General features: G+C 64.0%; 21 protein-coding genes. 17 read left to right on the top strand and 4 right to left on the bottom strand.

The genetic code is table 11. From position 1 onward, the window contains the following. Nucleotides 1–88: 88 nt before the first annotated feature. Both ISP25_RS22580 and ISP25_RS22575 read right to left on the bottom strand, forming a co-directional pair. Nucleotides 89–841: a LytR/AlgR family response regulator transcription factor gene (locus ISP25_RS22580; protein ID WP_404611894.1), complete on the bottom strand. Its 753-nt coding sequence runs from the start codon at nucleotides 839–841 to the stop codon at nucleotides 89–91. Then, the gene (locus ISP25_RS22575) at nucleotides 838–2,037 is read right to left on the bottom strand and encodes a sensor histidine kinase (RefSeq protein WP_404611893.1); all 1,200 of its coding nucleotides are present in this window, start codon (nucleotides 2,035–2,037) and stop codon (nucleotides 838–840) included. Before ISP25_RS22575 ends, ISP25_RS22580 begins: the two co-directional genes overlap by 4 nt. 153 nt (nucleotides 2,038–2,190) lie before the next feature. Between ISP25_RS22575 and ISP25_RS22570 the strand changes: the two genes are divergently transcribed. The 13 genes from ISP25_RS22570 to ISP25_RS22510 all read left to right on the top strand — a co-directional run bounded on the left by ISP25_RS22570 (nucleotide 2,191) and on the right by ISP25_RS22510 (nucleotide 16,159). Further along, entirely contained in the window at nucleotides 2,191–3,111 is a 921-nt protein-coding gene (locus tag ISP25_RS22570; RefSeq protein WP_404611891.1) for a sulfurtransferase, read from the top strand. Between the two features lie 2 nt (nucleotides 3,112–3,113). Then, nucleotides 3,114–3,623, top strand: coding sequence for a YeeE/YedE thiosulfate transporter family protein (locus tag ISP25_RS22565; protein ID WP_404611890.1), 510 nt, complete (start codon nucleotides 3,114–3,116; stop codon nucleotides 3,621–3,623). Further along, nucleotides 3,620–4,159, top strand: coding sequence for a YeeE/YedE thiosulfate transporter family protein (locus ISP25_RS22560; protein ID WP_404611888.1), 540 nt, complete (start codon nucleotides 3,620–3,622; stop codon nucleotides 4,157–4,159). Before ISP25_RS22565 ends, ISP25_RS22560 begins: the two co-directional genes overlap by 4 nt. After that, a complete protein-coding gene (locus tag ISP25_RS22555) occupies nucleotides 4,129–4,740 on the top strand; it encodes a rhodanese-like domain-containing protein (protein ID WP_404611886.1) in 612 nt (203 codons plus the stop codon). The genes ISP25_RS22560 and ISP25_RS22555 overlap by 31 nt, the downstream gene beginning before the upstream one ends. Beyond that, a complete protein-coding gene (locus ISP25_RS22550; RefSeq protein ID WP_404611885.1) occupies nucleotides 4,734–6,110 on the top strand; it encodes an aminotransferase class V-fold PLP-dependent enzyme in 1,377 nt (458 codons plus the stop codon). The genes ISP25_RS22555 and ISP25_RS22550 overlap by 7 nt, the downstream gene beginning before the upstream one ends. Nucleotides 6,111–6,257: 147 nt before the next feature. Next, on the top strand, nucleotides 6,258–7,130 hold the full coding sequence (locus ISP25_RS22545) for a S1 family peptidase (RefSeq protein WP_404611883.1): 873 nt from the start codon (nucleotides 6,258–6,260) through the stop codon (nucleotides 7,128–7,130). Nucleotides 7,131–7,226: 96 nt separating this feature from the next. Then, nucleotides 7,227–7,790, top strand: coding sequence for a hypothetical protein (locus ISP25_RS22540; protein ID WP_404611881.1), 564 nt, complete (start codon nucleotides 7,227–7,229; stop codon nucleotides 7,788–7,790). Nucleotides 7,791–8,180: 390 nt separating this feature from the next. Further along, nucleotides 8,181–8,342, top strand: a complete 162-nt coding sequence (locus ISP25_RS22535) for a hypothetical protein (RefSeq protein WP_404611879.1) — start codon at nucleotides 8,181–8,183, stop codon at nucleotides 8,340–8,342. After that, nucleotides 8,330–8,878, top strand: a complete 549-nt coding sequence (locus tag ISP25_RS22530; protein WP_404611877.1) for a hypothetical protein — start codon at nucleotides 8,330–8,332, stop codon at nucleotides 8,876–8,878. The genes ISP25_RS22535 and ISP25_RS22530 overlap by 13 nt, the downstream gene beginning before the upstream one ends. A 108-nt stretch (nucleotides 8,879–8,986) precedes the next feature. After that, nucleotides 8,987–14,041, top strand: a complete 5,055-nt coding sequence (locus ISP25_RS22525; RefSeq protein WP_404611875.1) for an ESPR-type extended signal peptide-containing protein — start codon at nucleotides 8,987–8,989, stop codon at nucleotides 14,039–14,041. Between the two features lie 265 nt (nucleotides 14,042–14,306). After that, entirely contained in the window at nucleotides 14,307–14,705 is a 399-nt protein-coding gene (locus ISP25_RS22520; RefSeq protein WP_225578337.1) for an ArsR/SmtB family transcription factor, read from the top strand. 10 nt (nucleotides 14,706–14,715) lie between these two features. Beyond that, nucleotides 14,716–15,183 (top strand): SRPBCC family protein, encoded by a 468-nt coding sequence (locus ISP25_RS22515; RefSeq protein ID WP_225578338.1) that lies wholly within the window; start codon nucleotides 14,716–14,718, stop codon nucleotides 15,181–15,183. Nucleotides 15,184–15,304: 121 nt separating this feature from the next. After that, on the top strand, nucleotides 15,305–16,159 hold the full coding sequence (locus tag ISP25_RS22510; RefSeq protein WP_404611873.1) for an alpha/beta fold hydrolase: 855 nt from the start codon (nucleotides 15,305–15,307) through the stop codon (nucleotides 16,157–16,159). 201 nt (nucleotides 16,160–16,360) lie between these two features. On the opposite strand, the gene ISP25_RS22505 is transcribed toward ISP25_RS22510, so the two are convergent. Further along, the gene (locus tag ISP25_RS22505) at nucleotides 16,361–17,785 is read right to left on the bottom strand and encodes an aminotransferase-like domain-containing protein (RefSeq protein WP_404612080.1); all 1,425 of its coding nucleotides are present in this window, start codon (nucleotides 17,783–17,785) and stop codon (nucleotides 16,361–16,363) included. 106 nt (nucleotides 17,786–17,891) lie between these two features. Between ISP25_RS22505 and ISP25_RS22500 the strand changes: the two genes are divergently transcribed. The 4 genes from ISP25_RS22500 to ISP25_RS22485 all read left to right on the top strand — a co-directional run bounded on the left by ISP25_RS22500 (nucleotide 17,892) and on the right by ISP25_RS22485 (nucleotide 21,563). Beyond that, nucleotides 17,892–18,794, top strand: a complete 903-nt coding sequence (locus ISP25_RS22500; RefSeq protein ID WP_404611871.1) for a DMT family transporter — start codon at nucleotides 17,892–17,894, stop codon at nucleotides 18,792–18,794. Next, a complete protein-coding gene (locus tag ISP25_RS22495; protein WP_404611869.1) occupies nucleotides 18,791–19,483 on the top strand; it encodes a hypothetical protein in 693 nt (230 codons plus the stop codon). Before ISP25_RS22500 ends, ISP25_RS22495 begins: the two co-directional genes overlap by 4 nt. A gap of 276 nt (nucleotides 19,484–19,759) precedes the next feature. Then, nucleotides 19,760–20,557 (top strand): oxidoreductase, encoded by a 798-nt coding sequence (locus tag ISP25_RS22490; protein ID WP_404611868.1) that lies wholly within the window; start codon nucleotides 19,760–19,762, stop codon nucleotides 20,555–20,557. A 1-nt stretch (nucleotide 20,558) separates the two neighbouring features. Then, nucleotides 20,559–21,563 carry an AraC family transcriptional regulator gene (locus ISP25_RS22485; protein ID WP_404611866.1) on the top strand — a complete coding sequence of 335 codons (1,005 nt, stop codon included), beginning with the start codon at nucleotides 20,559–20,561 and terminating at the stop codon, nucleotides 21,561–21,563. A 164-nt stretch (nucleotides 21,564–21,727) separates the two neighbouring features. Here ISP25_RS22485 and ISP25_RS22480 read toward each other — a convergent pair whose 3' ends face one another. Beyond that, nucleotides 21,728–23,572 (bottom strand): ABC transporter ATP-binding protein, encoded by a 1,845-nt coding sequence (locus ISP25_RS22480; RefSeq protein ID WP_450088482.1) that lies wholly within the window; start codon nucleotides 23,570–23,572, stop codon nucleotides 21,728–21,730. Between the last annotated feature and the right edge of the window lie 269 nt (nucleotides 23,573–23,841).

The raw sequence follows: 23,841 nt of genomic DNA, 5'->3' as shown, positions 1-23,841 counted from the left end.
CCTGTTACTCGTTTGGCCGCAGTGCTTGCAGGCCAAGCCATTGAGACGTCCGGGCTCTCGATGGCCGATCTCTGTTCCGTACACCACATCACATGGCGCGAAAGCGGTGGCGGAATGCGTCGCTCACGCGAAGCGGCTCGGCAATGCCGTGCAGCCAGACCACCAGGCGGCCATCCCCGTCCGGCTTGACCTGCCGGATCGCCGACACGCGGACGATGGCGTTGCGATGGACCCTCCAGAAGACTTCAGGATCGAGCTTGGGTATCAGATCCTTCAGCGGCGTACGGATGTATGCGCTATCGGTGGCGGTGGCGACGCGGGTGTACTTTTCCTCGGACTGGAAAAGAATGACATCGCCGATGTGGATCATCCGGAGGGTGTCGCCGATGCTGGCGGTAATCCAGCTGATCGTCTCCACGGGCTTCAACCGGCCCGCGAGGCTGTCGATCAACGCCGTCAGATCGACCTGCGTGGCCGACTGACGACTGCGCAAGCGTGCCACCGTTTCAGTGAGGCGGTCGGCGCGGATCGGTTTGAGCAGGTAGTCGATGGCGCCGGCATCGAACGCCTTTATCGCGAATTCGTCGTGCGCGGTGATGAAGACGACCTGGGCGGGGCTTACGGCCTGCTGCGCCACCTCGAGGCCGCTGAGTCCCGGCATGCGGATGTCGAGGAAGACGACGTCCGGTTTCTTCGATGTCCATGCATCGAGCGCGGTGGCGCCATTGTCGCATTCCGCGATGACGACCAGTTCCGGCCACAGTCGTGCCAGCATGCCGCGCAGCTCCGTTCGCTGCGGTTCTTCGTCTTCGGCGACAAGGGCCGTGATGGGTGCGGTCATGGGGACGCGAGCGGAATGTGGATGCTTGCACTCACCCCGCCTCCGGTACGTGATGCGATCTCGAAGCGCGCACGCGCTCCGAAACGGTCGTGAAGCTGGGCGCGAACATTCGCGAGGCCCAGGCCGGGTGTGGTGCCGGGTTGCAAGCCTCGGCCATCGTCCTGGACGTGCACGCTCAGGAAGCCGTCCGCGGCGCCGGCGATGATCTCGATACTGCCGGGGCCGAGCTTCGGCTCGATGCCGTGGGTCATCGCGTTCTCCACCAGCGTCAGCAGGATCAATGGGGGGAAGGACATGGCCCGGATCTCGTCGCTCGCATCGACACGAACCTCGATGCGGCCAGCCGTGCGGACCTTCATGATCTCGAGATAGCCCAGGCAAAGATCGATCTGCCGACCGAGCGTGGCTTCTTCGATGCCCGTCGTGCGGATGCGTGGCAAGGCGATGCGCAGATAGGCCGCAAGCGCATCGATGGTTGTCGCCGCGCGCCCGGGTTCGCTGGCGATCAGCGACCGCACCGATGCCAACGTGTTGAAGAGGAAATGCGGTTCGACCTGCGCCTGCAGCAGGGCCAGCCGCATGTCGGCCGCATTCCGTTCCGCACGCAGGTTCTCGATCTGGCGGGCGGCTGCGAACTGGGCGATGCGCCGCCGCTCGCCGAGATAGTAGAGCGTTGCGTAACCGCCGCCAGCCAGGATCAGGGCAAACACAGATGCATTGACGGTGGAGCCGAGAAAATTTGAAACGGCCATGCCTAGCCAGTTGATTCGCATGTGGTGCCCGGCATAGGCCTGCATGAGATGGGCGTGATAGGCGCCCACCCAGTTCAGGGCGACGGCCCCGAGCCAGAGCCCCAGCAGGATCGCCAGGACCACCAGCACGCGTTCCAAGGTGACCGGAAAGCGCCGATATCGAATCAGCGTCGCGAGGAAGGGGCCAGTCGAGACCGTGATCAGCGATGCGGAGCAAGCCCGCAGTGCCAGTCCGGGCCAGTCGCCCCATGCCCCCGTGCCCGACGCATGCCAGAGGCCATACGTGCAACCGGCAACGACTGCCAGCGGCCACAGCACGATTCCCCGGCGCAGCAACCAGGGCCAGGTGAAGGTGCGGAAGCGTTGATAGAGCGCCCAACCATCCAGGTCCGACATCACGCTTTGCGGCACTCGGGCATGCAGGTCGTCGTTGGGAAAATCCATGCGTGACACGTTAGCAAAGCATGCGCCGGTGCGCACACGAACCATCCGCAGCAGGGCCGTTTCATCGCATCGTCGACCGGTTCCGTCGCATGTCCATCCCGCTGCGCTCGGGCGTGCCCTATATCTGCGGCACACACGACATCGGGAGTAACCATGCAGATCAAGATTCTGGCGAAGGCTGCCATAGCGTTCGCGATCCTCGTCGGACCAACGGCCATGCCGTACTGCCTGCACGCGCAAGCCGCTGCGCAGGACGCCACGCAAACCGAGCCATGGGTATCCACCGCGTGGCTGGCCAGTCACCTGCACGACCCCAACCTCGTGTTGCTGCAGGTTGGCGAAGCGTCGCAAGACAAGGCGATGCATATCCCCGGCGCGCGCTTCGTCCATCTTGACGACGTCGCCGCCACGTCGAGCAAGCTTTCGCTGGAATTGCCGACGGCACCGGCATTGCGCCAGCGACTGCAGGACCTGGGCATCTCCGACGGTTCCCGCGTCGTGGTGTACTTCGGCAACGACCAGGTCTCCGCGTCGACGCGAGTATGGTTCACGTTGCAATCGGCCGGACTGGGCGCGCGCGCCGACCTGCTCGACGGCGGCATGCCGAAGTGGCGCCGCGAAGGCCGGCCCGTTACTGACCGGGCCGTCGCAGTTACGCCAGGAACGTTGGCACCCTTCAATCTTCAGCCAACCGTCGTCGATGCGGCGTTTGTGCAGACACACGCCCGCAAACCAGGTTACGTGCTGATCGACGCGCGTGCCGCGATGTACTACGACGGCCTGGAAGAGAGCGGAGCAGATGGTCACCTCCGCCGCGGCCACATTCCGAGCGCGCACAGCCTGCCGTACACCGACATCACCAACGACGATCTCACCCTGAAGAAACCGGCCGAACTGCTGGCCTTGTTCCGCAAGGCCGGGGTGAAGACGGGCGATCGGGTGATTGCCTATTGCCACATCGGCCAGCAGGGAACGGCGGTGTTGTTCGCAGCGCGTGCCGCGGGGATCGATGCCGTGCTGTACGACGGCTCATTCGAAGATTGGACGATGCGTAATCTGCCGGTCGAGCGCTGACGATGCGCACACGCCGTCCTTATGCCGAACCTCACCTGACGGGCGTTTGCCTCGGCCTGCTGCTGCTTGCCTGCTTCGCACTGACGGGGCAGGGACTGGGCGCGTCCGGTGCATTCGCGAGCGTGGCCAGCGGTGTCGTCGGCACCGTCTCGCCGGAAGCGGCGGCACATAGTGCCTACTTCCTCAGCTACCTCCAGGACGGATCGCCGTGGACTGCCTGGATTGTCGTTGAAATCATCGGTGTGCTGATCGGCGCCACCGCGTCGGCGGCGCTGGCAGGGCGAACGCGACTGACGTCCGTCCACGCCATCCGTCCGTCCGCCGGCAAGCTGTTCGCCGGAGTCGCCGGCGGCACGTTGATGGGCATCGGGGCGGCGCTGGCACGCGGTTGCACGAGCGGCCTCGCATTGAGCGGCGGTGCGGTGCTGAGTGTCGGTGCCTGGATCTTCATGGCGGCATTGTTCCTGGCAGGTTTCCTCGCCGCACCACTCGTGCGCAGGCTCTGGCCATGAACGATCTGCTGGTCGCGGGAGGTATCGGCGTGGCATTCGGCTGTGCACTCGAATGCGCCGGTTTGGGCGATCCGCCGAAGCTCGCCGGCCAGTTCTATCTGCGGGATTTCACCGTACTCAAGGTCATGCTGAGCGCGATGCTGACCGCGATGCTCGGTGCCTTCTGGGGCGGCCGGCTGGGCGTGTTTGATTCCGCAGCGTTCTACGTGCCCGATACGTATCTGCTTCCGCAACTCCTCGGCGGACTGGTCTTCGGGCTCGGCTTCGTGCTGAGCGGCCTGTGCCCGGGCACCTCCTGCGTAGCGTTGGCCAGCGGCCGCGTCGAAGGTGCCGCGACGATGCTTGGGTTGTTCGCAGGCGTGCTGCTGGTCGGCATGGCCTTTCCCGCGATCGAACCTTTCTATCGCTCGACGCCGTATGGCCCGTTGACACTCCAACGCCTCACGGGCCTGCCTTACGGAGTCATGGTGGCGCTGGTCACGGTGGTCGCCGTTTCGGTGCTGACATGGATCGCAAAGCGGGAGGCAGGACCATGAAACTCGTGCGACAACTGGGCATCAGTGCGCTTGCATTGGGTTTGGGAGCGCCTTTCGCAGGCAGTCTCTTTCGCACGCAGCCGCGAGGGTTGGATCTGGATTCAATCGCGCGGGCGATCGATGAAGGCTCCGACCACGTCAGTGCGCGCCAGCTTGCGGAGTGGATACGCGATCGCCGGCCCGGGCTCCGCGTCATCGATGTGCGTTCGCCCGCTGAGTTTCGCGATGACCCGATCCCGACGGCGGAGAACGTGCCGATCGACCAGTTGGCGAAGTCGCACTTTGCGCCCGGCCAGACCATCGTCCTTTACTCGCAGGAAGGGGCGCATGCGGGCCAGGCCTGGGTGATGCTGCGCTCGCTCGGCGTGACCCAGGCGGTGTTCGTGCCGGGCGGCCTTGCCGACTGGCGCGACGAGGTTCTGTATCCACTGCTGCCGCCCAATGCCTCGCCCGCGGAGCGTTCACGGATCGAGGCATTGAGCCATTACTTCGGCGGCTCTCCCCGGATCGGGGCGGAGCAGGGCGGCAACGTTGCGAGTGCGACGCGGATCGGGCATGGCTCGCGGAGGCGCGGATGCTGACGCGTGCCATGGAATCCACCGATGCGGCCGACGCCTTCGACTTCGCCGCGCTTCGCGCCAGCGAATTCGCACGCCTGGATGCTGCCGGCATCGCCTATCTCGATTACGCGGCGAGCGCGCTGTACGGTGCCTCGCAGGCACGAGCGCATGGCGAGCGGCTGGCGCAGGGGATTTTCGGCAATCCCCATTCGGAGCATCTCGCATCACGCAACAGCGCCGCCGCGCAAGCGGCCGCCCGTGCCGCGACACTGGCCTTCTTCGATGCCGATCCGGACATCTACGACGTCTGCTTTACCGCCAATGCGACGGCAGCCATCAAGCTCGTCGCCGAGAGCTATCCGTTTTCGCTGCGCCGCGGGCTCATTCTCTCGGCCGACAACCACAATTCCGTCACCGGCATGCGGGAGTTTGCCAGGCGCACACAGGCAACCGTCAGCGTGTTGCCGCTGGATGCGCAACTCCGACTCGACCACGGATCCGCGAACCTGCGAGCGAGCATCGAACGACAAGGCAGGAGCTTGTTCGCATTCCCGCAGCAGTCCAACTTTTCCGGCGTGCTCCACGACCTGTCGCTCGTCGAAGAGGCCCAGGCACTCGGATGCGATGTTCTGGTCGACGCGGCGGCGGCCGGGCCGTCCGGCGCACTCAGCCTGAGGGAGCACTCCGCGGACTTCGTCGTGTGTTCGTTCTACAAGCTATTCGGCCTGCCGACCGGTGTCGGCGCGTTGATAGCGAAAAGGTCGGCTCTGGGTCGCCTTCGGAGGCCGTGGTTCTCGGGTGGAACGGTGGAGTTCGTGTCCATTGCGCACGGGCGGCACGCTCTCAAGCCGGGATACGGGGGATTCGAGGACGGAACTCCCAACTTCCTCGACCTCGCCGCCATCGAGTCCGGATTCGCCTTTCTCGCCAGCATGCCGCGCCCGTGCCTGCGCGCCCATATTCAGTCCCTCGTGCGACATTTCCTGGCACTGGCAGCGACGCTACGGCACAGCAATGGCGCGCCGCTGGTGCGTCTGTATGGCCCTCCGGATATGGAGCAGCGGGGCGGCATCGTCGCCTTCAACGTATTGCAGAACGACGGCAGCGTGCTGCGCTACGAGCACGTCGAACAGCTGGCGCAAGAACACGGCGTCGCCATTCGGGGCGGCTGCTTCTGCAATCCCGGGACGGCCGAGAAAGCATTCGGACTCGATGCCATAGGCGTGGAGCACTGCTTCGACAAACTCGAAGGCAACTTCAGCATTGACGCGTTCCGGCGCTGTACGGGACGTGCTGCCACCGTGGGTGCGTTGCGCCTATCCGTTGGCGCACCCACGACGTACGAAGACATCGCGCGTGCCGTGGCATTGATTGCTGCCTGCAGCGAGTAGACCCGGCGTGGCGGACGCGCATGTTGCGGATCAGGACACCAAGCTGCGCATGCACAAGACCGGAGCCATCCACGGCGTCTCTGAAGCCATCCACGGATGACCAACCGTTGCGCCAAACGAATCAATCACGCCAACCGAAGGAACCACGTGAAGATCATCCTGCGTCTCGCTCTTCCACTGTTGCTGCTCAGTACAAGCGCCAATGCTATCGTGACACGCCACGAGCAGCCCGATGCGCGTTACCGCGTCGACCCGCGAACCATGCCCGCGCTGGTCGATCTGCCCGACGAAGGTCACGGCACGCTGATTGCCCCACGCTGGGTGATTACTGCGGCCCATGCGGTGCACATGATGCAAATCATGCCTGAAGAGCATTTCGTGACCGTGAACGGAAGGCGACGGGCAGTGAGCCGCATCGTTGTTTACCCTGATTACCCCGCTGCGCGAATCGCCTGGCAGCAGATGTTCAAGCAGGTCAAAACGGCGAAACCCGACATCTTTGTGCACCAGTACATGGCGGCGATGGCCAGCATGCACGACATTGCCCTGCTGGAACTCACCGAGCCCGTGACCGACGTTGCGCCGATGCCGATCGATCGCGGCAACGCCAAGCCCGGCATGCTGAGCACGGTTTACGGCGCGGGCGCCACCGGCACCGAGCTAACTGGTGCGCCGGATAGTGAAAGTCATCGCACTCAACTGCGGCGCGCACAGAATCGCCTGACCCAGACTGATGGGCCCTGGCTGCGTTACGTATTCGACTGCAGTGCCGGCGCCCCGGCCCTCAGCGGCGCCACAGCGGGCGGCGACAGCGGCGGCCCAGTCACCGTCCTCGTGGCTGGTCACACCTACCTGGCCGGCGTCACTCACGGCCTGGATGGGACAGCCAGCGAAGTGGAGCGCGTCGTGCGGCAAATGCAGGATGGTTCATTCCGCATGGGCGTATGCGGGCAGCGCTTTGCGGCGGCGCGGGTGGGCTTTTATGCAGGGTGGATTGATCAAACCATGACCGCACATTGAATCCAGGGCGACTCACCCGTGTTGTCGTAAGCGGAACATCTACCGCATAGCTAGCGTCGAGATCCGCGTGGCGTGGACGTCGGTAGCCACCGGATTGTGCCGTTTCTCGTCGCGGCGGAGGCAACGCTTCGCGCAAACCCGCCCTGCGCCGTGATACTCGACCTGCGTGGCGATGGCGATGGCGGTGGCGAATACATCGACACCTGGCATTTCGCACATGCGCTGTCGGACTTGCTCGCGCCAGGCGGTCGCATCTTCGTACTCACCAACGCGCAAGCCTTTTCCGCCGCCATCACGGCTGCCGCATTCGTCAAAGACGCCGGCGGCGATCGGGTCACGATCATTGGCGAGTCGGTCGGCTACCGCCTGTCCTTTTTCTCCGAGGGCAACAAAGCCAGCCTGCCTAATCCAAAAGTATGCGCCTACCCGCAAACCGCGAGACACGACTGTCAACGCTCCTGCGACAACTGGCACGAATGCTCTTGGCCCAACAGGTTCTATCCAGTCACGGTGAAGAGTCTGCAGCTCGATATCGTCGTACCGCTCAGGTACGAAGATTGGAACACGCCACGACACAGCCCTAGGGACTGGGCGCCAGCCAGCCATGCACCTGGGCCGAAGAATATGGGTTCGCGGCCGGAGCCCTTGCGTGAGGCATGAGGGCAGGGCGATCAGGGACTGTTATCGGGGGCTAGAGCAGGACCGCGTTCGACCCATGACGGAGACCGGTTACCCAAGAACAGAACCGTGTCAAAAGGGGTTTGCTCGAGGACATGAGGTGCAGGCGCTCGATTGGTCACATGTCGCGCCGGGTCACAAGATGACTCGAAGAGTGCTCCCGGTCGATAGCAATTACTTGCGGCCTCGCTGAGCCGCCATATGTGCCGTAGGTCTCACTTTTGTTGACGGTGGCACGGTCATTGCTGTGCTTCGCGACTACATGTCTTTGGGATGCATGTGCGATCTGTTCACTTTGTCTCGGACCTTCCCAGGTCCGGGGCCACGCTGCTGTCAGCGATCTTGAGCCAGAACCCGCGATTCCATGGGGGGATGGGCGGCCCAATCGGGAGTGCTTTCAACTATTCGGTCTTCATCTCCGATGAGCAGCGCCGTCGGATGCTCAAGGGTCTGTTCGACAACTACTACGGCCCCGAATACGGCGCCGAGGTAGTGTTCGACACCAAGCGTGGTGCACCAAGATGCGCCATCTGAAAGAGCTGTTCCAGCACGGCAGGGGCATCGCCTGCGTACGGCACGTGTCATGGATCATCGACAGCATCGAACGGCTGATCCGCAAGGACGCCTTCAAGCCTTCGTCCATCTTCAACTATGTGCCTGGCGGAACCGTGTATTCGCGCGTCGAAGGGTTGGCCAACGGCGAAGGCATGGTTGGCTGCGCGTACAACGGTTTGAAAGAGGCTTTCTACGGCGATGAAGCCTCCAAGCTGATGTTGCTGCGTTACGAAACGCCGACGAGCGATCCGGCACGCGCGATTGCCTCAATCTATGACTTCATCGGCGAGCCCGCCTGCAAGCACGGCTTCGACGACATCAGCTATCACGCCGATGAATTCGACCTGCGCGCCGGGATTGCATGCCGCGCGCAAAGAAATCGCTGTACGCGAGCGCACCAGCGTGTTGCCGCCGGATGTGTTTCGTCGTTTCGAAAGCGATGCCTTCTGGCTCGATCTCGCGCTGAATCCGCGCCAGGTGCGGGTGGTTTGAAGCGCGCACGTACGTGCAATTGACGACTTTTTCAGATCGATGGCCGCTTGCCCGCTGCACTGGGATGCACAAGGCAATCGGCTAACCAAGATGCATAAATCAAACGAATAAAAATCAACAGGGGACACATCGTGAATCGCATTTACCACCTTGTTTTCAACCGCACACTCTGCGTCATGCAAGTTGCGTCGGAGTTGGCAAACGCGCCGCAAGGCGGCGTGGTCAACGGTGCGAGCGTGTCTTCGAAACGGGAGTTGAAGTCGCGCCTGTTGGCGATCGCGATGAGTGCAGCCTTGGCGGCGATCACGACGCCGGCGATGGCGCAGACTTGCGTGCCCAGCACGACCGCGGTTTGCGGTGCGAATGGCGGGGACGGTGGTGCTGGTACTGCCAGCGGTCAATCGGGTGCAGGCGGTGCCGGGGCTGTCACATCCGGTGCCTACGCCAACGGTGGCGGCGCAGGTGGTTCGGGCGGTAGCGTGGGTTCAGCGGGCCAGGGTGCCAACAACACCGGTGGAGCCGGTAGCGCAGGACCCGGGGGGGCAGGTGTTGGCGGCGGATTGGGCACGCTGGGCAATGGTGGGGGCGGCGGTGGCGGTGGCGACCTTACTGGTCCAACTTACGGCGGCGGTGGCGGTGGTGGCGGCGGTGGCGTGGGCCAGTCCGTCAGCGGTACATCCTTCACCAATCCGGGCAGCATCGTGGGCGGCAGGGGGGGCAATGGCGGCCTCTCTGGCTCGCCGGGCTATGGCGGTGGCGGTGGTGGTGGTGGCGCGGGCGTGTATGCCGGCACGGGCAGTACGGTCACCAATGGCGCCGGTGCAACGATCACTGGCGGCGCCGGCGGCAACAGCACAGGCGGAATCGCTGGCGGGGGTGGTGTTGGCGTAGCGTTGGTCGGTTCAACACTGACCAATAACGGGAGCATCGTCGGTGGCAATGGTGGCGCAGCCGGTACCAGCTATCTGGGCGGTGCGGGTGGTGTCGGCGTTGTGGCGACGGGCGGTTCCACCATCATCAACAATGGCAGCATCGCCGGCGGTGTTGGTTTTTCCGGCGCGCAGGCCGACGCGATCGATCTGAGCGGCGGCGGCAACACGCTGGTGCTGGAATCGGGTTCGAGCATTACCGGCAATGTGGTCAGCAGCAGCGGTACCACCAATGGCGGCGACACGCTCGATTTGGATGGCAGCGCCAACGCGACGCTCTCTGGTTCGATCGGCGATTACGGTAGCGGTGCGCAGTACCAGGGTTTCAACCATTACGAAAAGACCGGCTCGGGAACCTGGACGCTCGATAGTGTCGGGAACGTCACCACCGTCGGGGCGTGGTCGGTTCAAGGCGGCGAACTGGATCTAGACGGCTTCGGCAGTGCCTTCACGGGCGGCTTCCAAATGTCCTCCGGTACCGTTTTGACGGTCGGCGCGGGCAGCGGTGGCGTCTTCGTGGCCGGTACCTCGGGCGCCAACGGCTCGCACGGCAGCAATGGCACCTACAGTGGTTTCAGCGGCACGTCCGGCCAGTTTGGCGTGTCCGGTGCGGCGGCGGTCAGCGGCTATAGCTTCACGCTGACCAACAACAGCAGCTCGATCCTCGGTGGCGTAGGTGGCATCGGCGGCGCCGGCGGCAATGGGGCCAGTGGCGGCTCGGGTGGCTATACGAATTATCACGGGGGCGCCGGCGGCGAGGGCGGTGCCGGCGGTGCGGGTGGATATGCGGTGTCGGGCACCGGCTTTACGCTCACCAACCGGGGCCGTTTGTCCGGCGGTGCCGGCAGCCTGGGCGGTGCCGGCGGGAGTGCTGGCGACGGCGGTACCGACTCGACCGGAAATGGCGGCGGCACCTACGCCGGTGCGCTCGGCGGTCAGGGCGGCGCCGGCGGCGCCGCGGTATCCGGCAGCCAATTCACGTTGACCAACAGCGACAACGCGAGGATCTACGGCGGCTACGGCGGAGTCGGTGGCGCTGGCGGCGTGGGCGGCAATGGCGGCTACGGCGGCAATCACGGCGGCGCCGGCAGTGCCGGTGGCGCGGGTGGCATGGGCGGCTATGGCGCCTCGGGCGTGCAGGGTGGTGACTTCACCGCTACCAACTCCGCGTTCATCCAGGGCGGTACCGGCGGTAATGGTGGCATGGGCGGCAACGGTGGATTCGGCGGATCGTCGTCCAGCGACGACACGTCCACGCTGGGTTCCACCGGGCCGGGTGGCGCAGGCGGTGCCGGTGGCGGCGGCGGTTCGGCGGTCAGCGGTTACGCCGCCACGGTGACCAACAGTGCCGGAGGAATACTCCAAGGCGGCGGCGGCGGCTCAGGTGGCACGGGTGGCGCCGGGAATTTTGGTGGTATGGCGAGCACCGGGACCGTGGGTGTCAGCGGCAGCTACGGCGGCGCCGGCGGCGGCGGCGGGAATGGCGGCGCAGCCGTCATCGGCAGCACGATTTCGCTTGCCAACCAGGGCACCATCACCGGCGGCTTGGGTGGTTACGGCGGCGCCGGCGGCATCGGCGGGATGGGGTCTGAGTCGGCCAACGGAGGGACAGCGGTGGCTGGAGCTGGCGGCGCCGGTGGCACGGGCGGTGCGGGCGGTGCGGGTGGCAACGGCGGTGCGGCGATCGTGGGCGCGGGAGTGACTCTAACCAATGGCGGGGCCCTGCAGGGCGGCTTGGGTGGTCAAGGCGGGTTGGGCGGCACCGGTGGCGCGGGTGGTTATTCGTATCGGCACGCCGGCGGCAACGGCGGGGCCGGCGGTGCCGGCGGCGCGGGCGGCGCCGGCGGTACGGGCGTCGTCCTCATCGGCGCAAGCTCGTTCACCAACACGGGTCTCGGCACTACCGTCACCGGCGGCAACGGCGGTGCCGGCGGCAACGGCGGTGCGGGCGGTGGTGGTGGCTATTCCTTCAGCGCATCCAATGGCTTGGCCGGAGCGCAAGGGGTTGGCGGCGCGGGCGGAGTGGGGGGCGCCGGCATTAGCGCCGGAACGGGCGACACGATTACCAACGATGCCGACGCCTCGATCCTTGGCGGCAATGGCGGTATTGGCGGTACGGGCGCCATCGCCGGCAATGGCGGCAACGGTGGCGTGGGCGTGTCCGGCACCGGCTTCACGTTGACCAATGCCGGTTCGGTGCACGGTGGCAATGGCGGAGGCGCAGGTGCGTATGGCGGCGTAGGCGTCGTCTCGACCGGCGGCTCGACCGTCATCAACAGCGGCCATATCGCCGGTGGCTCGGGCGCAAGCGGCGCTCAGGCGGATGCGGTGGATCTGAGCGGCGGCGGAAATACGCTGATCGTGGAAGCGGGCTATGTGTTCACCGGCAATGTGGTGAGCACGAGCGGCACCACGAATGGCGGCGACGTCTTCGTGCTTGGCGGCAGCGCCAACGCAACCTTCAATCTGGGTGCAATGGGTGTGGTAGGCAGCGGCGCAGCGATTCAGGGCTTCGCGAATCTTGGCAAGAGCGGCAGCAGCACGTGGACGTTGAGCGGCACCGGCAACGCGAACCAGTCGTGGACGATCACCGACGGCACGCTGGTTGGTAACACCGCCAGCATCGTCGGCAACGTGACGTTCTCGCCGGTAGGTGGCGGCAGCGCCAACCTCACGCTCGACCAGTCGACCAGCGGCATCTACAACGGTGCGATCAGCGGCTCGGGCAACCTCGCGAAAATCGGCAGCGGCACGCTGATTCTTGATGGTGCAAACACTTACACCGGCGGCACGGCCGTACAAGCAGGTACGTTGGAAGTAGGCGACAGCGCGCACAGCGGTGCATCCATTGCAGGCAGCGTAACGGTAGACGCAGGCGGTACCCTGCGCGGTCACGGCGCAATCGATGGCAATGTCACGAGCGACGGCACGGTATGGCCGGGTGGTTCGGTGGGCGTGTTGACCATCAACGGCAACTACACGCAGAACGGCGATGCATCGATGCAGATCGATATCACGCCGACGCAAGCCTCCGAGTTGGTAGTGAACGGCAACGCCATGCTTGCCGGCACGCTGAGCCTGGTTTACGCGCCAGGTACCTACACCGGTGCGACGTATACGTTGTTGCGGGCCGACGCAGTGAGCGGAACCTTCGCGACGACAAACGCGACGGGCTCGGTGCCCACGGGTCTTGACGCAAAGGTGTCGTACGGCGCAACGGCGGTCGCGCTGACGCTGGCGGCACCGGGAACACCGATAGCGCCGCCGACCGTTGTCCAGCCGCACGACGGCGACGTATACGCGAACCTGATACGTAGCGTCGATCTGGTCGGACAACAATCGTTGGTCACCGTGATGGGGGCAACGTTGCGTCCGGCCGACACCTCATGCGGTACGGCAAACGGGGCGCACACCAACGCCGTCACCTCCTCGTGCAACAGTGGCTTGTGGATGCAATACAGCGGCGGCACCGATTCGCTCTCGGGCAGCAACGGTCTGAACAGCACAACGTTCGGCCTGCAGGGTGGTTGGGATCACGCCGTGGCTGACGTGGTGCATATTGGTGTGGAAGCGGGCTACGACCGCATCAATGGCAACGATCACGACGGTGGCAACGGCAGCATCGACCATGTGCATGGCGGCTTGTACGTGTTCGGCGATGCGGGCCCCGTCGTGCTTTCGGGCGTGCTCGACGCAGCGCACAGCAGCTATGGGGTGAATCGCGCAACAGGTATCGGTCACGCGATTGCCGATCCGGATGGCAGCATCACATCGGCTGCGCTGCAGGCCGCATGGCCGCTGACGGCCGCGCAGTGGCAAGTCACGCCGGTCGTGGGTGCGCTTTATCAGCACCAGACCATGAATGCCTTTGGTGAAACCGTGCCGAGCAACAACCCGCTCGCTTACGTCTTCGCGGTCAACGGCGCACGCACCACGTACAACACCATGCAGCCGTATGCGCAGGTCTCCTTCACGCATGCATTCGTCGCACAAGGTGTCAGCTACGTGCCGCAGCTCGACGTCGGCTATCGCTACAACTCACGCAGCGACAATACGCCGGTGGTGCAGGAAACCTCGCAAGACGGCACCGTGTTCGCAATGCCCGCCGACAACCTGGGCCGCGGCATGGCCACGGTGGGCGCACGCATCACCGCGAAGGCGGCTGCATCGTGGGGTCTGTACCTGGATTACCAGGGGCAGTTCTCCAATCACCTGAGCGACAACGCGTTGAGTGTTGGCTTCACCAAGCAATTCTAGGCAACACGCGGGACATCGATTGGAGGCCCCTCAATGCCCTCTGAAACGTCTTTGTTGATTTGAGCCAATGTGAAGCAGTGCTTCCCTGGTTAGTAACGGTAATCGGGGCGGGGCCGCCATCTGCTTTCAACCCTGAGGGACCCCGATGTCTTGATCTGGCTGCCATAAAGCCGACGCTCGGAACGTTACCCAAGCTCGGCATACGCAGCTTGGGTTCGGAGCGACAGGGGAGCTACATGCGATTTGCGCCCGTAAGGTCATCCGCTTGCAAATCACCCAAGCGCACCTTACAGTGAACCAAATGGTTCACTATCAAGCCCGCCTCGACGCAACGTTCGCCGCGCTCTCCGATGTCACCCGGCGCGGCGTGCTGGAGCAGCTCGGGCGTGCAGATGCCTCAGTCACCGACCTCGCCCAACGGTTTCGCATGACCCTCACGGGCATGAAGAAGCATGTCAGCATCCTGGAGCAGGCGGGACTCGTGACCACGGAGAAGGTCGGGCGCGTACGAACCTGCAAGCTCGGACTGCGCCGGCTGGAAGAAGAGACCGCCTGGATCGAGCGGCACCGCGAACTCTGGAGCGCGCGCTTCGACGCGCTGGACGAGCTTGTCGACCACTTGAAACGCGAGGAGAAGGCAAATGCCAGAAGCAAAAGAAGGTAGTTCCGCCGCCATGAACCGCACCACTGTGGAGCGCAAGTCCAACCGCGAACTGGTCGTGACGCGAACGTTCGATGCCCCCGCGCGCATCGTCTTCGAAGCGTGGAGCAAACCCGAATTGTTCAAGCAGTGGTGGGTTCCGAAGTCGGTGGGCATGTCGCTGGTCTCGTGCGACATGGATATTCGCACCGGGGGTACGTATCGCCTCGTGTTCAGCCATCCGGACTTCGATCAACCGATGGCGTTCTTCGGCACGTACAAAGAAGTAACGCCGCACAAGCGTCTCGTATGGACGAACGAAGACAGCGACCAGGGTGCCGTGACCACGGTAACGTTCGAAGAAAACGCCGGCAAGACGCTGCTCACCTTTCACGAAATCTACCCCACGGAAGCGGCCCTCGACGAAGCCCTCGCCGGCTCGGCGGAAGGCCTGCCCGAACAGTTCGCGCAGTTGGATGAGTTGCTCGCTGGCAGATCGTGACCACGCCGCAGTCGCCGGTGTATGGAAGGGATGGCGATAAAAACGCACGATCACCACGGCGCTGACCCGTTCGGCGCCATGTGAGGACGATATGCTCAGACGCGATTTCCTGAAGACTGCCATGGCGACCGCAGTACTGACTGCGGTCTTTCCCATTCAAGCCAGGAAGACTCCCACCATGTCGAACGAGCATTTTGCCGACGTCGATGGCCAGCATCTCTTCTACAGCGTGCATGGCGCCGGCAAGCCGCTCATTCTTCTCCACGGCGGCATCGACCCGGACAGCTTCGGGAGCAATCTGGCCGTACTGGCCAAGGGTCGGCAGGTGATCGCCCCCCATCTCCAGGCACACGGGCGCACGCCAGACACCGCCAGGCCACTGCGCAGTGAAACGATGGGTGACGACATTGCCGCCCTGATCGGCCATCTGAACCTCGGCAAGGCCGACGTCATGGGCTACTCGCTGGGCTCCAGCGTCGCACTGCAGACCGCTATCCGCCATCCGGACGTGGTCGACCGGCTCGTGCTCGTGTCCACGGCGATGAAGCAGGACGGCTTTTATCCGGAAGGGGTGGAGGCCTTCAAACAGCTGGAGGCGAACGCCGCCACGCTCGGCCCTGGCGTCAAGGCATCCCCGTTAGGGAAAGCCTATCCCGATGTCGATTGGACCAACCTCTTCAGGAAGGTCGGCGACATGACCAAACGTCCCTTCGACTGGAGCGCCGAGGTCGCCAAGCTTCAGGCACGCACACTGCTGGTCTATGCCGACGCAGACGCCATCCGGCCCGAACACATGGTGGAGTTCTGGAAGGCGCTGGGAGGCGGCCAGCGCGATGCCGGGATCGATGGCTCCCTGCGACCCGCAAACCAGCTCGCCATCGTGCCGAACACCACCCACTACACGATCCCCGTCGATCCGATGCTGCCGGAGATCGTCCAACGCTTCCTTGGATCTGCAATGAAGGCAGTAGGTTAGGAGAGCGCATCAATGCGATCCATCGCGATCGTTTCATTCTGGTTCCGGTATCGAGCCAGCTTCTCCCGATGAAACTCCCCTCCTGGATCGAAGGATGTCGCCATGACCCAACTTGCCCAGATACGGTTGTGGAAGCAAAAGGGCATTGTCCAATTGGGCGTCGGTGCCAACTAAACAATTTCCGATCCTCGACGCGGCAGGCTACGGAGCCTTGACCTTCGACCCGCCGAGTCTGGCCACCAACATGCCGAGTTCCTTCATGGCCCGGTCCAGTCGCTGATCCCACACCAGGCCGCAACTGAGCCTCACGTAATCGACGTAGTCGCCACGGCTGGAAAACAGCACGCCAGGCGAGATACGGATCCCCTTCGACAAGGCTGCCTCGAACAGCGCACGGCTGTCGCTGCGCTCGGGCAACTGCACCCACAACGACATGCCTCCTTGTGGCTCGCATACACGCGTATCGGCAGGCCAGAAACGCGCGATCGCTTCCAGCAGGCGCTGCCCGTTGTCTGCCAGCGTTCGGCGAAGGCGGCGAAGATGCCGCTCCAGATCGTGGCGCTGCAGGTAGTCCGACATGGCCAGCTGGGTAAGGCTGGTGCCTCCCATGGTGGAGAAGAACTTGGCACGCACCAAAGCGTCTGTCCACGGGTTGCCCGCCAGCCAGCCGAGGCGCAGACCAGGCGCCAGCATCTTGGAAAACGAGCCGCAGCTGATCACGATGCCGTGGGTGTCCCACCGGCGAAGCGGCGAGGGGCGTTGCCCGGACCAGGCCAGCTCGCCATAGATATCGTCCTCGATGATGATGACGCCGTGCCGGGCGCAACGGCTCACCAAGGCTTGCTTGTCGGCGTCGCTCGTCAGGCTGCCCAGTGGGTTGTTGAAGTTCGGCACCAGAACGGCCGCGCGCACCGCGTTCTGCTGCAGCAGGTGGTCCAGACGAGCTACATCGATGCCACGACCCGGCAGGTTCGGAATTTCCAGCACCTTCAGATGCAATGCGGCGACGGTCTGAAGGATGCCGTGGTAAGTCGGTGTTTCCACCAGCACCACGTCGCCCGGAGAAGTGGTCACGCGCAACGCCAGGTTGATGGCCTCCATCGCACCGGCGGTGATCACGATTTCCTCGGGCGATACCGGCGCACCTACCTGGGCATAACGCTGGGCGATCAGGCGTCGCAACGCCAAGTGGCCTTGCGCCGGCGCGTAATCGAACACCGCCGCGGGCGCACGGCGCAGGCAGCGCGACACCGATGCTTTCAGCGCGGCTTGCGGCAGCAGATCGAAGGCTGGTGTCGCACTGTGCAGCGGTAGCAGGGCGCCATGCGCACCTGCTTCCGTGGCATCGAGCAACGCGGGGTTCTTGATTTCGCCCGGTGCGCGGTTCCTTGCGGGCCGCGGTGCCGGCGGCAGTGTCGTCGATGCACGGACGAAATACCCCGAGCGCGGCCGTGCAACAACGAGGCCTTCGCGCTCCAGTTGCAGGTACGCCTGGACCGCCGTGGCGACACCGACACCGTGTCCCTGCGCCAGGTGCCGAATCGACGGCAAGCGCTCGCCTGCCCGCAGCGTGCCGTGAGCGATTTGCGTGCGCAGAGCCGTCGCAACGCGTTCATAGAGAAGCAAGGGGACACCCCATCTGTACTTGTCTATTTCGATTCTATCTGAATCTGTATCTGTCGCATCGAAGGTCCTACGCTGCCTTTCATCGCTCCGGAAGATCCAGCCGACCATGGTTCCCTCATCCCGGTCCAACGAAACGCGCGGTGTCGTCCTGCAACTGGTGTTCGCCGAGTGCCTGATCGGCTCGGTGGGCGTGTTCGTGCATGAAAGCCACCAGGACGCGGTTACCGCAGTGTTCTACCGCTGTCTGTTTGGCGGCTTGTTTTTGCTCGGCTGGGGGCTGGCCAAGGGCTATCTGCGGGGACTGTGGCGCGAGCGTGCGCTGCTCCGTGGCGCGGTGCTGAGCGGGGTGCTGCTGGTACTCAACTGGGTGGCATTCTTCGGCGGCATGGCGCGCTCGTCGATCGGTGTCGCCACATTGATCTATCAGTGCTACCCGTTCGTGATGCTGGTCCTCGCCGCGTTGATGCAGGGCGAACGTACGCCGCCCGCCGATCTGGCGTGGACCGCACTTGCCTTCGTCGGAGTGGTCTGCGCCAGTGACCCTCTCCATCTGTTCCGCGATGCCGAATCGTCCTATCTCGTCGGTGTCGGATTGGCGTTCCTCGCAGCGCTGTTATGTGGTGCATCGCTGTTGATGTCGCGCCAAGTCGGCAAGGAACGTCCGTTCGCACTGGTCATGATCCAGTGCTGGGTCGGCGTTGCCATGCTCGCCGGATTCAGCAGCCGCAGCGTGTTCCACATGGGGCTTCACTGGATGTGGTTGCTGGGCCTTGGGGTGATCCATAGCGGCATCGTATATGTGCTGTTCTATTCCACTTACCCACGCCTGCCGGTGGCGACCATCGCCGTTGTGTCGTTTATCTATCCGTTGGTGGCGCTGCTGCTGGACTATCTGCTGTACGGGCATCGTCTTGCAGTGGTCCAGGTGACGGGTGTCCTGCTGATCGTGCTGGGCACGCTGGGCGTGAACCTCAAGTGGCGGCCTGGCTTCGCATGGAAAGCGACATGACCGGATCGTGGCCGCACCTGTCTGCGCGCTTTCAAATATCAACACTGCAAGAGAGCTATCTGATGATTCATCGCATGCTTGGCTTCGCCACCACCCTGTCGCTGTTGCTGTCCGCAACCAACGCGATGGCGGAGACGTTACCCATGGATATTCCGCAGCTCGACCGGAACCAGGAAATCACCATGGCACTCAGCGCAGCACCGCAGGAGTTGCAGGCGGACGCCGGTGTCTATGTACTGGAGCATTCCGGATTCGTCCTGGTCCGAGCCAGCCACAACGGGTTCAACTGCCTCGTCGAACGCGATACTCACGTGACCGCGCCGGTCTGCTATGACGCCGAGGGTTCGCGCACCACGCTCCAGGCAAGCCTCGAACGCGCGCGAATCATGGCGAGCGGCACGGCCGGCCCGGATGTCGATCGCATGATCGACGCCGAATATCACGCCGGACGTTTGCGGCCACCCGCAAAGCCCGGTATCGCCTATATGCTCTCCCGCGACTTCGTGCGGCTGGACCCGAAAACGGGGAGGGCGACGGTGCTGTATCCACCTCACGTGATGGTGTATGCGCCGTTCTTGCGAAACGAAGACATCGGCGTCCCGAAGCAGTTCGTTCGCAGCACCACCCACGTATGGGTGGAGGCTTCCGGCAAACCGGACGCGTGCCTCGTCTTTGCGAGTGCCCACTAAGCCTCCTTGAGCACGGATGAACGGCGCAACCTGATCCAGCAGCGGGGCCGGCTGCTCGATCAGGGTAAAGCGATTAGCCCGTGTTATCGGGGGCAGGGTGAACGTCCGCTCTCGACCACCCAACCCGGGCGGCTGAACACTGAATGGCTGTGATCCAGACTAGGATCGCTCTGGCACCTTTAGCGAGCGGATTGGCGCTGTCCGCTAGTTTCGTGGCGCGTGATGCAGCTCAAAGTGGCATCACATTCCCAACGGGCGCAGCCCAAGGTTCCAGCCATGAGCATCATCCTCGTCACCGGTGCATCGTCCGGCATCGGCAACGCCACCGCACGTAGCCTGTTGCAGCAGGGTCATACGGTTTACGTCGCGGCGCGGCGCGTGGAGGCCATGCAGGATTTGGAGGCACAGGGTGCAATCCCGCTTCGCATGGACATTACCCAGGAGACCGACGTTGCAGCCGTGGTCGAGCGTATCCAGAAGAAGCACGGCGCGTTGGACGTACTGGTCAACAATGCCGGCTACGCCATCTACGGTTCGGTCGAGGAGACCGCGCTGGACGATGCGCGGGCGCAGTTCGAGGTCAATCTGTTCGGTCTGGCACGCCTGACCCAGTTGCTGATCCCGGCAATGCGAGAGCGAGGGCGCGGGACCATCGTCAACGTCTCGTCGATGGGCGGCAAGATCTACACCCCGCTGGGTGCCTGGTATCACGCGACCAAGCACGCGGTAGAAGGCTGGAGCGATGCGCTGCGGATCGAGCTGGAGCCATTTGGCATCGACGTGGTGGTGATCGAGCCGGGCATCATTGCCACGGAGTTCGGTGATGTGATGACCCGGCCGATGCTGGATCGCTCTGGGGGTGGCCCCTATGGCAAGCTGGCGCACGCCATCGCCGGATCCAAGGCGCCGATGTCGCAACCGAGCGTCGTGGCAGAGGCCATTAGCCGTGCCGTGCAGGCGCGTCGCCCGAAGACACGCTACGTGGCCGGCAACCTGGCGCGGCCCCTGATGTTCGTGCGCAAATACTTTGGCGACCGCGTCTATGATCGCCTGATCATGAGCCAGTTCCGCTGACATGGCACGCAACAGCACCTTTCCGGTCGATCCAGGCTGGCGTCCGTTACTGAAGGATCTGGGTATCCGCAGCGATACCCTGTTGCGCCGCGCCGGCCTTACGGAGGAACTGTTGGCACGCCCCAACAGCGGTCTGACCACGGCGGAGTATTTCCGCTTCTGGGAGAGCCTGCAGGCCGAAGCAGGTGACCCGTTGCTGCCGCTGCGCCTGGTGGAGGCGATCCAGGCCGAGTCTTTCAGTCCGCCGATTTTCGCGGCGCTTTGCAGCGCGAACCTGCTGCAGGCGGGGCAGCGGCTTTCGACATACAAGAAGCTGATCGCGCCGATGAGCCTGACGGTGGACGTGGGCCGCGATGGCACGCTGACCCTGACGCCGCATTGGCTGGAGGCGCAATCGCAGGTGCCGTTCGTAGTGGTGGCCAGCGAGCTTGCATTCCTGTTGCGGCTTGCGCGTCTGGCCACGCGCGAACCCGTCGCGGCACTGCGTGTGATCATGCCGCAGCTTCCGGCCGTCGCGCAGGCCAAGGCTTACGCAAAGTTCTTTGGCGTGGCGCCTCGACAAGGCGCTGCCGCAAGCATCGGATTCACGGCCGCCGATGCAAAGCGGCCGTTCCTCACCGCCAACGATGCGATGTGGCAGGTGTTCGAACCCGATCTGCGCAAGCGCTTGGGCGAACTCGACGGCAATGCCAGCACCGCCGAGCGCGTTCGCTCGGCACTGCTTGAGTTGCTACCGGGCGGGCAATCGGGGATCGAAGCGGTCGCTGCTCGCCTTTCGATGAGCAAGCGGACATTGCAGCGCCGACTGGAGGAGGAAGGCGAGAACTACCGTTCCCTGATCAACGGCACCCGCGAGGCGCTTGCCCGGCACTACCTGATGCAGACCGAACTCTCCGCCGGAGAGATCGGATTCCTGCTCGGCTTCGAGGATCCCAACTCGTTCTTCCGCGCCTTCCAGGACTGGACGGGAACGACCCCTGAAGCAACGCGAAGGTTTGCTCATTGACAGAGCCGACGTCGTCTTCTCAAGAAGTCTGCTAAATCCGTCCGCTACTCAGAGCGGGAGCTTCACCACCTGTCTACGCGGGAATGACAGCGTGGGAGGTTTTTCGAGGTTTGCCTGCCAAGTCGCCGGTCGTTACGGCTTGCCACGACTTGCCAAGTGACAGCTTACCGATATCCCTGTGCCTGCAACGAGAACAGATGTGCGTAGTGGCCTTCCTCGGCCATCAACTGCGCATGATTGCCACGCTCGATGATGCGGCCGTCCTGGATCACGATGATCTGGTCGGCCATGCGCACCGTGGAGAAGCGGTGCGATATGAGGATGGCGATACGGCCGCCGGAGAGCTCGCGGAAGTGTTCGAATATGGTGGCTTCGGCTTGCGCGTCCATCGCGGCGGTGGGTTCATCCAGCACCAGGATGTCGGCGCGTGAGCGCATGAAGGCGCGGGCCAGGGCGATCTTCTGCCATTGCCCGCCGGACAGCTCGCGCCCGTCGTTGAACCATTTGCCCAGTGGCGTCTCGAAGCCTGCCGGCAGGCTGTCGATGAAGTCGCTGGCCATGCCCTTGTCGCTGGCTTCGCGCCAGCGCGCTTCGTCATTGAAATGGGTGACATCGCCAGCGCCGACGTTCTCACCCACGCGCATCTGATAGCGGGCGAAGTCCTGGAAGATCACCCCGATGCGCTGCAGCAGGACGGATTCATCCCACTCGCGCAGATCGGTGCCGTCGAGCAGGATGCGGCCACTGTCAGGCGAGTACAGGCGAGTGAGCAGCTTGATCAGGGTGGTCTTGCCCGAACCGTTCTGGCCTACCAGGGCCAACGATTCGCCGGGACGGATATGCAGGTCGATGTCGCGCAGTGCCGGTTCGCCGGCGCCAGGGTAGGTGAAACTGACCCGCTCGAAGCGGATGCCGTCCTCGGGTGTGGCGCCATGCCGCACGGTGCCGGTGGCTGCGGGCACGGGCGTTTCCAGATACTCGTACAGCGTGGACAGGTAGAGGTTGTCTTCGTACATGCCGCCGATCGCCGACAGCATCGCCGACACCGCCGACTGGCCCTGACGGAACAGCGACAGGTACATCGTCATCTGGCCCAGGGTGATGCGCGCCATCACGGTGCTGGCGGCGATCCATGCGTAGGCGCCGTATAGCGCAAACGTGCCGAGCAGGCCCAGGCCGAAGCCCCAACTGTCGCGACGCACGGCCAGATCGCGATCGGCGCGATACAACATGTGGAAGATGTCGCGATAGCGCTGCAGGAACAAGGGGCCAAGGCCAAACAGCTTCACTTCCTTGGCGTGGTCCTCGCGCGCCAGCACGGTTTCCAGATACAGCTGCATGCGTGTTTCCGGAGAGCGCCAGCGGAACAGCCGGAACGCGTCGCCGGAGAATTTCGTCTCGGCGAAGAATGACGGCAAGCCGGCCAGCAGCAGCACCGCTACCGCCCATGGCGAAAACCGGAACAGCAGGCTGCCGTAGCTGAGCAGCGAGATCGCGTTCTGGCCCAAGCCGAATGTTCGGGTGATCAGCGACAGCGGCCGACTCGACGCCTCGCGTCGCGCGCGGGTGAGCTTGTCGTAGAACTCCGAATCCTCGAAGTGCGCCAGTTCGAGCGTCAGCGCCTTTTCCAGGATCAACACATTGACGCGTTGGCCCAGTTGCGCACGCAGCAGCGACTGGCACAACGACAGGCCGCGCTGCGCACCGGCCATCGCCGCCACCAGCACGCCCTCCAGCACCACCCATTCGAATACCGATCGCAGCGGGGCTGTCCCGTGTGCTGCCCACAACTTGCTGGCACCGAGCACGGCGTCGACGATGTGTGCGCCAACGTAGGCAATGCCAGCCGGTAGCAGGCCGGCAATGAGAGTGAGCAGGGCCAGTGCGATGGTCAGCGCGCGGCTGGTGCTCCAGACCAGTTCCAGCGCACGCCCGCTGTACCGGAACACGCCCAGAAAACTGCGGGCGAGTTCTTTCGGTGGAGCGGCAGGGGCTGCGTGAGGCGGCACAGGGGAGGTGTCATGAAGCGCGTGACGGGGCGCGAAGCTCTCGAGATGGGGGCCGTGTCGCCTCAGGCAAGCTTGGGCGTGTGATTGAACATGCGGCAGGGCCACTGCCTGGCAATGTACCGAATAGTCTGCAGTTAGGTATGTTTTGCGATTGGGAAGGGTTATCGCGGGTATCTTGGATCGTCTGAGCCTCACCATGGCGGGGAGAAAACGACGAGCAACGGCCAAGGAATCCCTCAAGGGCGGGGCAGTCGCCCGTACCGGGCAAC

The sequence above is a fragment of the Rhodanobacter hydrolyticus genome, from assembly GCF_044904645.1.
Note: the sequence above shows the minus strand (reverse complement) of the source record. Positions and strands in the feature narration are given on the sequence as shown.

Excerpts from the sequence above, each read along its gene's own strand:
- ISP25_RS22580 (WP_404611894.1), bottom strand. The coding sequence starts at position 841 with ATGACCGCACCCATCACGGCCCTTGTCGCCGAAGACGAAGAACCGCAG.
- ISP25_RS22575 (WP_404611893.1), bottom strand. The coding sequence starts at position 2,037 with ATGGATTTTCCCAACGACGACCTGCATGCCCGAGTGCCGCAAAGCGTG.
- ISP25_RS22570 (WP_404611891.1), top strand. The coding sequence starts at position 2,191 with ATGCAGATCAAGATTCTGGCGAAGGCTGCCATAGCGTTCGCGATCCTC.
- ISP25_RS22565 (WP_404611890.1), top strand. The coding sequence starts at position 3,114 with ATGCGCACACGCCGTCCTTATGCCGAACCTCACCTGACGGGCGTTTGC.
- ISP25_RS22560 (WP_404611888.1), top strand. The coding sequence starts at position 3,620 with ATGAACGATCTGCTGGTCGCGGGAGGTATCGGCGTGGCATTCGGCTGT.
- ISP25_RS22555 (WP_404611886.1), top strand. The coding sequence starts at position 4,129 with ATGGATCGCAAAGCGGGAGGCAGGACCATGAAACTCGTGCGACAACTG.
- ISP25_RS22550 (WP_404611885.1), top strand. The coding sequence starts at position 4,734 with ATGCTGACGCGTGCCATGGAATCCACCGATGCGGCCGACGCCTTCGAC.
- ISP25_RS22535 (WP_404611879.1), top strand. The coding sequence starts at position 8,181 with ATGGGCGGCCCAATCGGGAGTGCTTTCAACTATTCGGTCTTCATCTCC.
- ISP25_RS22530 (WP_404611877.1), top strand. The coding sequence starts at position 8,330 with ATGCGCCATCTGAAAGAGCTGTTCCAGCACGGCAGGGGCATCGCCTGC.
- ISP25_RS22515 (WP_225578338.1), top strand. The coding sequence starts at position 14,716 with ATGAACCGCACCACTGTGGAGCGCAAGTCCAACCGCGAACTGGTCGTG.
- ISP25_RS22510 (WP_404611873.1), top strand. The coding sequence starts at position 15,305 with ATGGCGACCGCAGTACTGACTGCGGTCTTTCCCATTCAAGCCAGGAAG.
- ISP25_RS22500 (WP_404611871.1), top strand. The coding sequence starts at position 17,892 with ATGGTTCCCTCATCCCGGTCCAACGAAACGCGCGGTGTCGTCCTGCAA.
- ISP25_RS22495 (WP_404611869.1), top strand. The coding sequence starts at position 18,791 with ATGACCGGATCGTGGCCGCACCTGTCTGCGCGCTTTCAAATATCAACA.
- ISP25_RS22490 (WP_404611868.1), top strand. The coding sequence starts at position 19,760 with ATGAGCATCATCCTCGTCACCGGTGCATCGTCCGGCATCGGCAACGCC.
- ISP25_RS22485 (WP_404611866.1), top strand. The coding sequence starts at position 20,559 with ATGGCACGCAACAGCACCTTTCCGGTCGATCCAGGCTGGCGTCCGTTA.